This window comes from Comamonas guangdongensis (assembly GCF_041079535.1).
GTDB classification, from domain to species: Bacteria; Pseudomonadota; Gammaproteobacteria; order Burkholderiales; family Burkholderiaceae_C; genus Comamonas; species Comamonas guangdongensis.
On record NZ_JBFYGN010000008.1, the window covers coordinates 141,632 to 154,447 of the forward strand.

The following is a 12,816-nucleotide window of genomic DNA, read 5'->3' on the forward strand; positions in this document are numbered from 1 at the left end:
ACCGAGCAACCCAGCGCTGCGTGCGATTGCTGCTGCGCACCTACAATTGCGCCACCATGAACCTGTCCTCCCTCACCGCCATCTCCCCGCTGGACGGCCGCTACGCCGCCAAGCTGTCCGCCCTGCGCCCCATCATGAGCGAATACGGCTATATGCACCGCCGTGTTCAGGTGGAGGTGACCTGGTTCATCGCCCTGTCGGACGCCGGTTTTGCCGAGTTCGCGCCTCTGTCCGCCGAATCGCGCGACTATCTGCACGCTCTGGTGGCCAACTTCTCCGAAGCCGATGCCGACGCCATCAAGGCCATCGAGAAGACCACCAACCACGACGTGAAGGCCGTGGAGTACTGGATCAAGGGCAAGTTCGACGGCCGCGCCGAGCTGCAAAAAGCCGCCGAGTTCGTGCACTTTGCCTGCACCAGCGAAGACATCAACAACACCAGCCACGCCCTGCAGATCCGCGTCGGCCGCGACACCGTGCTGCTGCCGGCCATTAACGGCATCATCGCCAAGCTGCGCGAAATGGCCCACCTCTATGCCGAAGTGCCCATGCTGAGCCGCACGCACGGCCAGACGGCCTCCCCCACCACCGTGGGCAAGGAACTGGCCAACGTGGTCGTGCGCCTGCAAAAGGCCGCCGCCAACATCGCCGGCGTGAAGATTCTGGGCAAGATGAACGGCGCCGTGGGCAACTACAACGCCCACCTGTCGGCCTGGCCCGAGTTCGACTGGGAAGCCTTCAGCCAGAAGGTGGTGGAGTCCGCCGAGCCCAAGGGTCTGGGCATCAGCTTCCAGCCCTATTCCATCCAGATCGAGCCCCATGACTACATGGCCGAGCTGTTCGATGCCATGGCTCGCACCAACACCATCCTGATCGACCTATCGCGCGACATCTGGGGCTATGTGTCCCTGGGCTTCTTCAAGCAGCGCCTGAAGGCCGGCGAGATCGGCTCGTCCACCATGCCCCACAAGGTCAACCCCATCGACTTCGAGAACTGCGAAGGCAATCTGGGCATGGCCAACGCCATGCTCAAGCATCTGGCCGAAAAGCTGCCCATCAGCCGCTGGCAGCGTGACCTGACCGACTCCACCGTGCTGCGCAACATCGGCGTGGCCTTCGGCTACACCACGCTGGCCTACGCCTCGCTGATGACCGGCCTGAACAAGCTGGAACTCAACGAAGAGCGCCTGCAGGAAGACCTGAACCACGCCTGGGAAGTGCTGGCCGAGCCCATCCAGACCGTGATGCGCCGCTATGGCGTGCAGGGCGCCTACGAAAAGCTCAAGGAAGTCACGCGCGGCAAGACCGTGCTGGCCGAAGACCTGCACCGCCTGATCAACGGTCTGGAAATTCCCCAGGCCGACAAGGACCGTCTGCTGGCCATGACGCCGGCTTCCTACATCGGCAAGGCTGCCGAGCTGGCCAAGCGCATTTAAAACGATAGCTGCTTGCGCTTGATCTGAAAGCGCTTCAGTATTCAGGAGCTGCCAATTGCAGAGATCATCTGCGGTGGCAGCTCTTGTTTTTGAGAATTTCTAGAAAGCCTGCCCGCGGGCGGGGCGCCTCATGGCCATCAAGTCCACCATCTTCAAAGCCAATCTGTCGATTGCCGACATCGACCACAACTACTACGCCGACCACAACCTGACCCTGGCGCGCCACCCCAGCGAGACCGACGAGCGCATGATGGTGCGCCTCGTGGCCCTGGCGCTCAACGCCCACCAGCTGCAGGACCTGTGCAACGGCGACGGCACGCTGGGCTTTGGCGTGGGCCTGTCCGACCCCGATGATCCGGACGTGCACATCACCGACTTCACCGGCCAGAAGCGCCTGTGGATCGAGGTCGGCCAGCCCGACGAAAAGCCCATCACCAAGGCCTGCAACAAGTCCGACCATGTGCTGGTCTACCCCTTCCACCACGCCTCCCATGTCTGGTGGAAGGGCCTGGAAGGCAAGGTCAACCGCCAGGACAAGCTGGAAGTGCTCTATATCGACTCCGAGATCGCCCAGCAGCTAGGCAGCCTGGCCGAGCGCAGCATGCAGCTGCAGGCCACGATCCAGGAGGGGCAGCTGACGCTGTCCAGCAATCTGGGCACGGTATTTGTGGAACCCGTGCGCTGGAAGTAAGGCACAGACCTGACCGGGCATTGGCGCGGGGTGCCGAGCAAGGGCCGCCCCGCAGCGATGGCATCGTCCCCATCCCGCGAAGCGAGAGAGGGGGAAGGCGCGTAGCGCCTCAGGGGGTGTGTTTAAGCTCCGCGGCCCGCTCGGCATAGCGGGTAAAACGCCAGGAGTCCCCCTCGGCCGTGATGCGCCGCCACACGGCGCGCTTGTCGGCGGGCTCCATGGCCGTCCACAGCTGCACCTCATCAAAGCTGCGCCCGCAGCCCTTGCATTTCTCGTCGCCCTGGCTGGTGGAGCAGATGGCAATGCAGGGCGTGTCGGGCATGGTGTCGTACCAGACCAGCCAGGCCGCCATGGCATAGGGCGGAAAGCCCGCGACGGCCACCTCGTCCTCGCGGCCGTGAATCATCAGCGCATAGACCTCGGCCAGCGCCCGCACCTCGGGCGCCAGCAGCACGCCATCGGGCGACGGAGCGCGGCCTCGCCAGTAGTTGATCGCAGCTTCGATGTCGGTGATGTGGATGGCAGTCATGAGAGAGCCGAATCATAAGCCGCCGGCCCAGGGTTTGCCCCCGCGGGGTTGCTTCATTATTGATAGCAAAAGACAAAGCATCGAAGAGCCTTCCCACCGACTCAAACGCTATAAAACCTGTGAACTAGCCAGGTTTTGCGGCTTGTCATCCCCCGCATGCTGTGTTGAAATTCACCACTTCGAAGGGGAGTAGCTTATCCGGCATGTCTGTGCCGGCAGCGGATCGGTCGTCAATACGAAGCCTAGGCTTCCGGCCATTCGGATTGCAGTCACGCTGCAATCGAGCAAGACCTTTGATGGACCCGATGACGGTCGATCAAGGTGCACTCCCCGAGCATGGTTTTCTTCCTCGCCCGGACAGTCGCTTCGGCTTACGTCACAACGGTCATTTGGTGCCGGCGGCCCGCGCCCCGGTGGCATTCGACAAAGAGGAAACAACAACCATGGATCTGGACTTTCTGACCCACGCCCCATTCTGGATAGCGCTCGGGCAAATCATCATCATCGACATCCTGCTGGGCGGCGACAACGCCGTCGTGATCGCGCTGGCCTGCCGCAAGCTGCCGCCCGCGCAGCGCACCAAGGGCATCATCTACGGCACGGCCGGCGCCATCGTGCTGCGCATCGTGCTGATCGCCTTTGCCATGACGCTGCTGGCCCTGCCCTTCCTGAAGCTCGTGGGTGCTCTGCTGCTGGTGTGGATAGGCATCAAGCTGATCGCTCCCGACGAGGACGGCCATGACAACATCCAGGGCAGCGACAAGCTGTTTGCCGCCATCAAGACCATCATCGTGGCCGACCTGGTGATGTCGGTGGACAACGTGATCGCGATCGCTGGCGCCGCGCAAAGCTCGGGCGAGCACCAGATGCTGCTGGTGGCCCTGGGCCTGCTGATCTCCATCCCCATCATCGTCTGGGGCTCGCAGCTGGTCATCAAGCTCATGGAGCGCTTCCCCCTGATCATCGTGGCCGGCGGCATGCTGCTGGGCTGGATTGCCGGCGGCATGCTGGTGACCGACCCGCTGTTCGTCAACACCGAGCAATGGCTGTGGATGCCCAAGCTGGGCAGCACCGACGAGCAGGGCCTGGCCGAGATTTCCCAGACCCTGTACTGGACCGCCCATATCGCCGGTGCACTGCTGGTACTGGCCCTGGGCAAGTTCATTGCCAGCCGCCGTCCCGCCCCCGCGGCCCAGCACTGATGGCCAAAACCTGAGGCTGCTGCAGGGATGCCGCCGCGGCGGCACTTCCTGCAGGATTCACAATAAGGCCCATCGACTCCCGGGGAGTCCGCACTCCCCGACTTTCGTTCTCACGAAGGAACCATTTTGAAGCCCATCATTGTTTACGTAGATGACGCCGCATACGCCCTGCCCATGCTCCAGACACTTGCGGGTTCCAGCCAGGCGGCTCCCTCCCACTGGCTGCTGGTGGCCTGCGCACCGCGCATGACCCATCGGGTGAGCAAGTGGGTCAGCCACCGGGCCCGCGAAAACTGGCGCGGCAAATGGGCCGACAAGCTGTTTGCGGCGCTGCTGCCCGTCATGGGCCAGGCCGGTGCCAAGGTCACACCCGTGCTGGCCAAGGGACCGCTGACCGAGCTGGTGGCCGAGCTGCAGCAGGAGCACGGCGCGGCGCAGATCATCGACGCCCGCCGCCCCAAGCAGGAAAGCGCGCAAACCGCCGCCCAGACGGCGCCCATGGGCCGCCGCTGGAATCTGCCCGGCACCATGGCCGCCCTGGCCGCGATGCTGGGTTTTGTGCTCGACGATTCGCTCTCGATTTAAGAGCATCTGCCGCACACCATATTGAGCCCTGCCGGGCAAAAACCGGGCAGGGCTTTTTTATGCGTGGCTTCCGTGAGCCATAGCCACAGCCTGCTGCTATGCTGAAGGCATGAAAATCCTCGTCAAATGGCTTCTCTGCGCTGCGGCCCTGCTCGGGGTCGCCTATGTCTACAGCGGCGTTCAGGTGCACAGCTTCGGCTCGGCCATGATTGCGGCGCTGGTCATAGGCCTGCTCAACACCGTCATCCGCCCCATTCTGGTGGTGCTGACGCTGCCCGTGACCATCATCACCGTGGGCCTGTTCCTGCTGGTGGTCAACGGCCTGATGTTCTGGATGGCCTCGGGCCTGCTGGGCGGCTTTCATGTCACCAGCTTCTGGGCCGCCATGCTGGGCGCGCTGATCTACTCGGTGCTGGGCCTACTTATTGATCGTCTTGTCGCGCAGCTGTTCCCGGAGTAACTCGTCCACCGCGCGCAGTCGCGTGTCGATGATGGAGGCCTCGAAGTAATCGGCCTTGGCCCCGGCCTTGCGGGCCAGATCTTGGGCCGCCTTGAAACGATCCACCGCCGCCGCATAGTCGTAATGCGCGACCTGGGCCTCGGCCTCGGCACGCAGCGCGCGCATCTCCTGGCCCTGGCTGCGCCAGACGCGCGCCAGGGTCTGCCAGGCCGTGCCGTCCGCCGGATGCTCGGTCACCCAGGTCTGCAGAGGGCCGGCCATGGGGCCGGCCTGATCGAGCTTGAGCAGAATATCGGCCTTGAGCAGCAGCTCCGGCCGGCGCGGCCCCACATGCTCCACCACATTCACCGTGGCCAGGCTGGGGCCTGTATCGCGCGCCGGGGCCTGACGTGGCCCGGCCTGACGCGGCTCGGCCCTGGGCCCCGCTGGCGTGCCGGATTGCAGCGGCAGGGCCGCCAGTGCGGCCTGGGGATTGTCGGCCCGGTATTCGAGTTCGGCATTGAGCCACTGCGCCTGAATCCTTGCCTCAGCATCGCCGGCCGTTGCCGTCAGCAGACGCTGAACCATCTCGCGCGCCGTCTTCCAGTCGCGCAGCTGCATGGCGCTGAGCGTGGCTGCATACAGCTGGCTCAGCTGCTCCGTCTGGGGCTGGCCGGCAAAGCTGCCGGAGCGCGGCAGCACCGCCCATTGGCGCAGCACATCCACGCCGGAGTTGGAAATCACGCGGGCGCGGGCCGCCATCATGACGTGTTCCAGCGTGGGCGCCGGCGCCGCCGCGCGCTTGCCGGGCGGCATGCGCGAATCCATGTCCGCGATACGCTGCGTGGTCAGCGGGTGGCTGCGCAGATAGGGCCAGCTGCCGTTGTCATTCAAGCGGCTGGCCTGCTCCAGCTTGCCGAACATGCTCACAAAACCCTGGGGCGCGAAGCCGGCCGGCGCCATCAGGCTGTAGCCCATGCGATCCGCCTCGCTCTCCATGGCGCGCGAGAAATTCAGCTGGTTCTGCATCATCGCCGCCGGCCCGCCCATCATGATGGCCATGGCCGCATCCGGGCTGCGCGTGGCCGCCAGAGCGCCCAGCAGCATGGAAGCCAGCATCAGCGGCGTCTGCTTGCCCTGCTGGGCCAGCATGCGCGCAATATGGCGCTGGGTGATGTGGCTGGTTTCGTGGGCGATGACCGAAGCCAGTTCATCCCCGCTGCTGACCACGCCGATCAAGCCCAGATACACGCCCATATAGCCGCCGGGCAGCGCAAAGGCATTCACCTGGCGGTCCTTGCCCAGCAGCAGCGTCCAGGCAAAACGCTCTTCCAGTTCGGGCGAAAGCTCGCCGTTCTTGCGCGCCGCGCTCTGCAGATGCAGCCAGATGCCTTCCACATATTCCTGCAGCACGGGATCGTCGAGATAGTCCGGATCGCGGTACAGCTCCTTGGCGATGGAGTCCCCGAGCCGCCGCTCCTCGCCCGTGGTCAGCGATGAAGCGCCATCCCCCAGCGTCGGCAGACCTGCGGCCTGAGCCGGATTCAACATGGGGGCAGCGCATTGAATAGCTATCAAAACAGAAGCTACTAGCGCTTTCAGCGCATGGACTTTGGGCGGTTTTTGCATCAAAAATGGCATGGCAATCACGACATTGCCAGCATTCAGGACTCTGAGCTGCCAGCAGTTCAACACCCCACTATGATGCCCTGATTGATTTGCGCTGCAACATCCAAGCCTGCTCCAAGCCGGCCCATCTGCGGCGCCCGAACCTGAAAACGCAAATTTGCGGGCCCTGGCCATGCCAGCCCGCAGGAAAGAGAAGCTTATGTCCGCCCTCACCCACTTCGACGCCCAGGGCCAGGCCCATATGGTGGACGTCGGCGCCAAGCCCGCCACCCACCGCGTGGCCGTGGCCGAAGGCCGCATCAGCATGAAACCCGAGACCCTGGCCATTGTTCAAAGCGGCACGGCCAAGAAAGGCGATGTGCTCGGCGTGGCCCGCATCGCTGCCATCATGGCCGCCAAAAAGACCAGCGACCTGATTCCCCTGTGCCACCCCCTGGCCCTGACCCGCGTGGCCGTGGAGTTTGAACTACAGCCCGAATCCAGCTCCATCCTCTGCACCGCCACGGTTGAGTTGCATGGACAAACTGGCGTGGAAATGGAAGCCCTGACTGCGGTGCAAATCGGTTTATTGACTATCTACGATATGTGCAAGGCTGTGGATAAGGGGATGGTGATGGAGGGAGTGAGGGTCCTGGAGAAGCACGGGGGGAAGTCGGGGGACTGGATAGCGGCTTGAGGGTTCGCACCAAGGTCGCACTGGTGCGAGCAGAATGGCGCTTGAAAGTGCATAGGCACCTATCACCTATACCGGCCATTTCACGTCTGCCATCGGTGGATACTTGGCCGCTTGCTCTTCCCATTGACGACGTATCTCTTGCACGGTTTTTTGTTTTAGGCCGTTCATCCGTGTCATGACTATCACCCAGTACTCCGCCTGTTGAGGCTGCCCTGCAAATGCATACATGGCCGTCAGCTTGTACATACCCACAACGCTGGGTAAAAGCTTGGCAATTCGCACTGCCCGTTCCAGATCAGGTGCACCATGGGTGGTTAACGGATCCACCCGGGCCAGCCACAACATATCCTGCAACTGCGTCAGAGCAATCACTTGTGGTTCGGCGTACTCCCCTGGCTTAGCCAGCCGTTCGTGCTCGAAGCGAAGTGTAAAAAAATTCTCCTCAATGCGCACATAGTCGTATGCGGTAACAATCCACCCAGCGCCTGCTAGCGCCAGTGCGCTAGCAGCCAGCCCAAAGTGCATGCGTGCTACAGGCTTGAATCCCTGCGTCACATTCAGTGCTCCCAGCATCAGGCCCAGCGGCAGCAGAAAGTAAGCGTAGTACAGCGGATACTCCAGCATGGCGTGAACCATCAGCGCAAAGACGAACAGCAGCATCCAAAGCTGTTCACGCTGCCTGATGCGGAGCACTGCCCTAAAAGCCCATATCACCAGAATCAGGGATACCGTCAATCCTAGTGGAATCCCCAGCCAAACCCACAAATCCAAAAATAGATTGTGAGCATGCCTAAAAGTACCTCCGGTCAGCATCGCATACGGGTCTGACGTGAGCTGAGCAAAACTGGTCTGCATCCATCCGTATCCCAACCACGGCTGGGCCACCAGCGCTTGCCACAGCTTGGCCCAATAGATCAGCCGCAGTTCGCTAGTGGATATGTCGCGAAGCTCCTGCAGTTCCGCCGTGCGGCCCAGCCAGAGATTGACATGGGGCAGCGCCACCGTGCATAGCAGAAAGAATGTCGTCCAACTCAGGGCGGCTGCAATCATCCTGCCTTCTATCTTCAGCTGTTTGCGCCACAGCACCAGCGCAGTCAGCGAGCCGGCAATGACTACCCAGCTTGTGCGCGATTCCGTCAAAGCCAGCCCAACGGCCAGCAGCGCAGCCCATACCCAGGCTGCCCATCCGCTGAGCCGGCCTCGCTCGCGCAGCCACCCGCAGGCCAGCACACCCAGGCACAGCAACGTGGCTAATTGATTAGGCTGCCCCAGGTTGGCATGGAATCTCCTCGGCGGCGGCGGGAGGAATAACCAGAACATATCTCCTGGATTGATCAGAAGCCATTGCTGAAATTGCACGATCAAAGATCCGCTGGCTCCTGCCAGCACGGCCAGAAACAGGAAATCAGCACATTGCCCTGGATTCCAGCGCTCCCAAGCTGATCCTGTCAGCAAAGCCATCAGCAGCCCGAGCAGATACAGCGTGCTGGTCCATGCTTGCCCCAACTCCTTGAGTAAGCCTGCTGCGTATTGCCCCCAGATAATGCCGCAGCATGCCAGAACAAGTAACGCGAGCGTGTGCCATTCCAGCGTGGTGAACTGCCTGCTTTTCCACAGTACGACTGCCGCAATCACCCACATGGACAGGCCTGCCCATGCATCGGAATAAAAATCTGGCCACGGCCAGTGATGATTGGGCAGCAGCCAGCACAATGCATAAACCAGTGCAGCCAACGCGATAATGGACAAGGGTCGTGAAGATGAGACTGAAGTCATTCGAGGCTCTCGAGACCAAAGAAAAAGGGGGCTATGCCCCCTTCTTGCATTGAATCAAACGCTTAATGCGCTTGACAGTTTACTTGCAAGAGCCAGGTGCATACTTATTTGCGATGCCCTTGGATGTGCACTTCCATTCATACACTTGGGTGCCTTGACCACCGGTGGTCGCTGTATTCAGCGCATATGCGCCGTTAGAGCTGTCTTTGTAGGGGGTCAGCGTGATTTCGTCGGTGCCTGCTGCGGGTGTAGTGGATACGCCGATATTCTGAGTCGGCACGACTGTAATAGCGCCAGTATTGGAATCTGTTGTGATCGATGCCACCATCTTTGTCGGAGTCGTGGCATCACAACCAAAAGCATTGGAGCCTGAGAGCGTGGCCGTCGTATTCATGCTCTGGACGGTTTCGCTGATGGTCGTTCGGCACTGCGATGCAGCCAGCACCACTTCAGACATACGCGCTTTGATGGTGTAGTCCTTATAAGCAGGCAGAGCCACGGCAGCCAGAATACCGATGATCGCCACGACGATCATCAGTTCGATCAGGGTGAAACCCTTTTGAATGGAACGCTTCATGAAAACTCCCTTGATGGATGAATACCACTTTCATCAAGCAAGCAGCGTGCCAAGTACGCATCCAGCAAAGAAGCCAGCAAGACTGACACGATTGCTTGCACCTCTACCAAAAGAATTTACATTTTTGACGCCTCAGAGCCAAATCTGACAAAAATGTCAGAGGCAATCGATCCGCCGCCGACTGAGGTCGCGCGAGCGGCTCGCGCCTTATTGCACGACAAAGCGCATGGAACTGCCGGCCAGTTCCACGGTATCGCCGTTGAGCAAGGGCACGGACAGCGGGCCCACGACCTGGCCGTTGAGCCTGAGAGCCGAGCTGTCACCCTCAAGCTGAGTCAGCACAAAGCCATGGGGCTTCTGGGTGATGGAGGCAATGGCCACGCCGGGCTTGCCCAGGGTGGTGACCACCTTGTAGAGAGAGACTTCCTTGCCGGCCATGCTGCCGGTGAGCATGCGGATCATGGCATGGCGCTCGGTCAGGGCCGAGGCGACACCGTGCACGGTCGATGCAAAGCTGGAGATTTCGCCAAAGCCAGAAGCACTCCTGAGCTTGGAATAGCCGCTATCGACATCTTCGGCAATATGCACCAGGGCCTTGTCCCCGTGTGCAGCTGGCACCTGGGCAGCGACCGGGCTGTCGTTCAGAAAGCGGATTTTGTAGCGACCGATATCCAGCAGGTCCCCATTTTGCAAAGGCTGCTTCTGGATAGCATTGCCATTCACATAAGTGCCATTGGTGCTGCGCAGGTCTTCGATGACAACCATGCCGCTGTCTATGGTGAGCACCGCATGCTCGCCGCTGACGGCCAGGTTTTCAATCACGATGTCGTTGTACGGGCGACGGCCCAGCGTGGTGCGCTCCTTGGTGAGCTTCACCTCTTTGATGACGGCACCGTCGATTGATATGACCAAGGTCGGCATGCAGGAATGCTCCTGGGGAAACGGCCAAGCCCCAACTTGGCGGCACGAATGGGGAGAGGAAACACTCACACTTTACGTGCGATTGGGTTCGAATTCTTCAATCGTAACTGAATGAAACGCAAACAATCGCTGAATGTTATTCCACAAAATACATGGAGTCCAATCCTTCCATCGTTTTTTTCTACCAGGCCTGCATCAGACTGATTCGCCGCCAGGCACAGCCCCGTGAACCGGAAATTGCGGCCCGCCAATGCAAAAGGCCCGCGTCCCCAAGGGAACGCGGGCCTTTACCCACAAAATCTGCAAGCAGGCTCTAGAAGGGAATGTCGTCGTCCATATCGTCAAAGCCCGAAGCCGCACGCTGGGGCGGGGGCGACATGGGAGCCGGTGCCGGACGGGCGGCCGCCGGTGCCGGGCGCTGCTGCATGGGGGCAGGCGCTGCGCGACGCGGAGCTTCGTAGCTGCTTTCGCCGTAGCCTTCGTCGCCATAGCCGCCTTGTTGCTGGCCGCCACCCTGGCGGCTGCCCAGCATCTGCATGGTGTCGGCGCGGATTTCGGTGGCATAGCGCTCCTGGCCTGTGGCCTGGTCGGTCCACTTGCGCGTACGCAGACTGCCCTCCACATAGACCTGGCTGCCCTTGCGCAGGTACTGGCCCACGATCTCGGCCAGCTTGCCGTTGAACACCACACGGTGCCACTCGGTGGCCTCACGGTTCTCGCCGGAGTTCTTGTCGCGCCAGCGATCGGTCGTGGCGATGGTCACATTGGCCACCTGGTCGCCGCTGGGAAAGGTGCGCATTTCGGGGTCACGACCCAGATTGCCGACGATGATGACTTTGTTGACGGATGCCATAGATTTGCCTTTTCAAAAAGTGGCCCGGGCAATGATGAAAGGTCCCGAACCAATGGAGTGCGCATTTTGCCCCAAGCGGGCGATGCCAAGCACGAGATTTCCCTAGGTGGCCGCGCGTGTTTGTGCTCAGCCGTGACGGCCCGCGGGACGCAGCGGCCAGCTCACGACCAGCCACAGCAGAGTCAACACCGCCGTCATGCCGAACAAGCCCGGTGCCCCCGCCCACTTGGCTACGGCACCGCCGATGGCGCCGCCCGCAAACAGGCCCAGGGACTGCAAGGTGTTGTAGGCCCCGAGAGCCGCACCGCGCAAGCGCGTGGGCGCCATGCGCGAGACCAGGCTGGGCTGGGTGGCTTCCAGTGCGTTGAAGCCGCAGAAGAACAGAAACATCAGCAGCGCCATGCACCAGATGGTGGGAATGCTGCCGCTGGCCGCCAGCATGCCCAGGCCGACCTGCACCACGAACACCAGGCCGATGGCGCCCAGCAAGGCCGCACGCAGCCGGCCTTTGCGCTCCATGGAGAACAGACCGCCCATGGCCAGAAAGGACAGCAGCACGGCGGGCAGATAGATATGCCAGTGCTCCTCCTTGACCAGGCCGGCCTGCACCAGCATGGCGGGCACGGCAACCCACATGGACATCTGCACCGTATGCAGGATGAAGACGCCGAAATTCAGACGCAGCAAATCCGTCTGACCCAGCAGGTCGCTGAACTTGCCCTTGGGGGCATTCGCATGCTGCTTGGGCTCGGGCGGCACCACCCACAGCACCACGGCAATGCCGGCCAGCGCCAGCGCGCAGGTCAGGCCGAAGATGCCGGACAGACCCATCCAGGCATTGAGCAGCGGCGCCAGCACCAGCGCCAGCGCAAACATCAGCCCTATGCTGCCCCCCACCATGGCCATGGCCTTGGTGCGCACGCTGTCACGCGTCAGATCGGCCAGCAATGCGGTCACGGCGGCCGACACGGCGCCCGCGCCCTGCAGACCGCGGCCCAGCATCAGGCCCGTGAGCGAGCCGGCCATGGCCGCCACCAGGCTGCCGGCCGCAAAAACCAGCAGGCCGGCCACGATGACGCGCTTGCGGCCGAAACGGTCCGAGGCCAGGCCTATCGGCAACTGGAACAGGGCCTGGGTCAGGCCGTACAGGCCCATGGCCAGGCCGATCATGGCGGGATCGTCGCCGCCCGGATATTTGCGCGCCTCCAGCATGAAGACGGGCAGGACCAGGAACAGGCCCAGCATGCGCAACGCAAAAATCAGCGCCAACGCGCCGCTGGAGCGGCGCTCCTGCGGAGTCATGATGGTTGAGGATCTGTCTGTGCCCTGCGTGCCCGCACTCGGGGATGTTTGGATTTTTTTCACGCTCAAATTCTGCCAAGAGTCAAATTCTTGTGCCTACGTTAACTAAAAACACCGTCCGGCACGAAAGAGGAAATAGAACCTCGGATTGTCCGTGAACCCGGGCCATCTATCCACTCCAATGCCCGTCTGACTATCAT

At 61.8% G+C, this 12,816-nt stretch carries 14 protein-coding genes; 7 read left to right on the forward strand and 7 right to left on the reverse strand.

From position 1 onward, the window contains the following. The first annotated feature begins 56 nt into the window (after positions 1 to 56). Entirely contained in the window at positions 57 to 1,436 is a 1,380-nt protein-coding gene (gene purB / locus AB6724_RS09420) for an adenylosuccinate lyase (protein ID WP_369338259.1), read from the forward strand. A 130-nt stretch (positions 1,437 to 1,566) separates the two neighbouring features. Next, entirely contained in the window at positions 1,567 to 2,127 is a 561-nt protein-coding gene (locus AB6724_RS09425) for a YaeQ family protein (RefSeq protein WP_369338260.1), read from the forward strand. A gap of 109 nt (positions 2,128 to 2,236) precedes the next feature. On the opposite strand, the gene AB6724_RS09430 is transcribed toward AB6724_RS09425, so the two are convergent. Then, positions 2,237 to 2,656 (reverse strand): DUF3717 domain-containing protein, encoded by a 420-nt coding sequence (locus tag AB6724_RS09430; RefSeq protein ID WP_369338261.1) that lies wholly within the window; start codon positions 2,654 to 2,656, stop codon positions 2,237 to 2,239. A gap of 443 nt (positions 2,657 to 3,099) precedes the next feature. Between AB6724_RS09430 and AB6724_RS09435 the strand changes: the two genes are divergently transcribed. From AB6724_RS09435 to AB6724_RS09445, 3 genes are all read left to right on the forward strand, one after another. Beyond that, positions 3,100 to 3,858: a TerC family protein gene (locus AB6724_RS09435; protein ID WP_369338262.1), complete on the forward strand. Its 759-nt coding sequence runs from the start codon at positions 3,100 to 3,102 to the stop codon at positions 3,856 to 3,858. A gap of 126 nt (positions 3,859 to 3,984) precedes the next feature. Further along, on the forward strand, positions 3,985 to 4,443 hold the full coding sequence (locus tag AB6724_RS09440; protein WP_369338263.1) for a hypothetical protein: 459 nt from the start codon (positions 3,985 to 3,987) through the stop codon (positions 4,441 to 4,443). Positions 4,444 to 4,552: 109 nt separating this feature from the next. Further along, on the forward strand, positions 4,553 to 4,903 hold the full coding sequence (locus tag AB6724_RS09445) for a phage holin family protein (RefSeq protein ID WP_369338264.1): 351 nt from the start codon (positions 4,553 to 4,555) through the stop codon (positions 4,901 to 4,903). On the opposite strand, the gene AB6724_RS09450 is transcribed toward AB6724_RS09445, so the two are convergent. Then, positions 4,862 to 6,511 carry a M48 family metalloprotease gene (locus AB6724_RS09450; RefSeq protein WP_439329845.1) on the reverse strand — a complete coding sequence of 550 codons (1,650 nt, stop codon included), beginning with the start codon at positions 6,509 to 6,511 and terminating at the stop codon, positions 4,862 to 4,864. The genes AB6724_RS09445 and AB6724_RS09450 overlap by 42 nt on opposite strands. A 199-nt stretch (positions 6,512 to 6,710) precedes the next feature. Here AB6724_RS09450 and moaC point away from each other — a divergent pair, with 199 nt between their 5' ends. Then, positions 6,711 to 7,187, forward strand: a complete 477-nt coding sequence (gene moaC / locus AB6724_RS09455; protein ID WP_369338266.1) for a cyclic pyranopterin monophosphate synthase MoaC — start codon at positions 6,711 to 6,713, stop codon at positions 7,185 to 7,187. Between the two features lie 66 nt (positions 7,188 to 7,253). On the opposite strand, the gene AB6724_RS09460 is transcribed toward moaC, so the two are convergent. Then, entirely contained in the window at positions 7,254 to 8,936 is a 1,683-nt protein-coding gene (locus tag AB6724_RS09460; RefSeq protein WP_369338267.1) for a PglL family O-oligosaccharyltransferase, read from the reverse strand. A gap of 106 nt (positions 8,937 to 9,042) precedes the next feature. Then, positions 9,043 to 9,540 carry a pilin gene (locus tag AB6724_RS09465; RefSeq protein WP_369338268.1) on the reverse strand — a complete coding sequence of 166 codons (498 nt, stop codon included), beginning with the start codon at positions 9,538 to 9,540 and terminating at the stop codon, positions 9,043 to 9,045. On the opposite strand from AB6724_RS09465, the gene AB6724_RS09470 reads away from it, so the two are divergent. Beyond that, on the forward strand, positions 9,539 to 9,688 hold the full coding sequence (locus AB6724_RS09470) for a hypothetical protein (protein ID WP_369338269.1): 150 nt from the start codon (positions 9,539 to 9,541) through the stop codon (positions 9,686 to 9,688). The two genes, AB6724_RS09465 and AB6724_RS09470, sit on opposite strands and share 2 nt — an antisense overlap. Before the next feature lie 59 nt (positions 9,689 to 9,747). On the opposite strand, the gene AB6724_RS09475 is transcribed toward AB6724_RS09470, so the two are convergent. The 3 genes from AB6724_RS09475 to AB6724_RS09485 form a co-directional block, all read right to left on the reverse strand. Further along, entirely contained in the window at positions 9,748 to 10,461 is a 714-nt protein-coding gene (locus tag AB6724_RS09475; RefSeq protein ID WP_369338270.1) for an FHA domain-containing protein, read from the reverse strand. A gap of 313 nt (positions 10,462 to 10,774) precedes the next feature. Further along, on the reverse strand, positions 10,775 to 11,314 hold the full coding sequence (gene ssb / locus AB6724_RS09480; protein WP_369338271.1) for a single-stranded DNA-binding protein: 540 nt from the start codon (positions 11,312 to 11,314) through the stop codon (positions 10,775 to 10,777). A 126-nt stretch (positions 11,315 to 11,440) separates the two neighbouring features. Continuing rightward, a complete protein-coding gene (locus AB6724_RS09485; protein ID WP_369338272.1) occupies positions 11,441 to 12,616 on the reverse strand; it encodes an MFS transporter in 1,176 nt (391 codons plus the stop codon). Positions 12,617 to 12,816: the final 200 nt, after the last annotated feature.

What these genes read in the sequence shown, in the direction of transcription:
- ssb (WP_369338271.1), bottom strand. Translation starts at nt 11,314, where the DNA reads ATGGCATCCGTCAACAAAGTCATCATCGTCGGCAATCTGGGTCGTGAC.
- AB6724_RS09470 (WP_369338269.1), top strand. Translation starts at nt 9,539, where the DNA reads ATGAAAACTCCCTTGATGGATGAATACCACTTTCATCAAGCAAGCAGC.
- purB (WP_369338259.1), top strand. Translation starts at nt 57, where the DNA reads ATGAACCTGTCCTCCCTCACCGCCATCTCCCCGCTGGACGGCCGCTAC.
- AB6724_RS09465 (WP_369338268.1), bottom strand. Translation starts at nt 9,540, where the DNA reads ATGAAGCGTTCCATTCAAAAGGGTTTCACCCTGATCGAACTGATGATC.
- AB6724_RS09430 (WP_369338261.1), bottom strand. Translation starts at nt 2,656, where the DNA reads ATGACTGCCATCCACATCACCGACATCGAAGCTGCGATCAACTACTGG.
- AB6724_RS09475 (WP_369338270.1), bottom strand. Translation starts at nt 10,461, where the DNA reads ATGCCGACCTTGGTCATATCAATCGACGGTGCCGTCATCAAAGAGGTG.
- AB6724_RS09485 (WP_369338272.1), bottom strand. Translation starts at nt 12,616, where the DNA reads ATGACTCCGCAGGAGCGCCGCTCCAGCGGCGCGTTGGCGCTGATTTTT.
- AB6724_RS09445 (WP_369338264.1), top strand. Translation starts at nt 4,553, where the DNA reads ATGAAAATCCTCGTCAAATGGCTTCTCTGCGCTGCGGCCCTGCTCGGG.
- AB6724_RS09425 (WP_369338260.1), top strand. Translation starts at nt 1,567, where the DNA reads ATGGCCATCAAGTCCACCATCTTCAAAGCCAATCTGTCGATTGCCGAC.
- AB6724_RS09435 (WP_369338262.1), top strand. Translation starts at nt 3,100, where the DNA reads ATGGATCTGGACTTTCTGACCCACGCCCCATTCTGGATAGCGCTCGGG.
- AB6724_RS09450 (WP_439329845.1), bottom strand. Translation starts at nt 6,511, where the DNA reads ATGCAAAAACCGCCCAAAGTCCATGCGCTGAAAGCGCTAGTAGCTTCT.
- moaC (WP_369338266.1), top strand. Translation starts at nt 6,711, where the DNA reads ATGTCCGCCCTCACCCACTTCGACGCCCAGGGCCAGGCCCATATGGTG.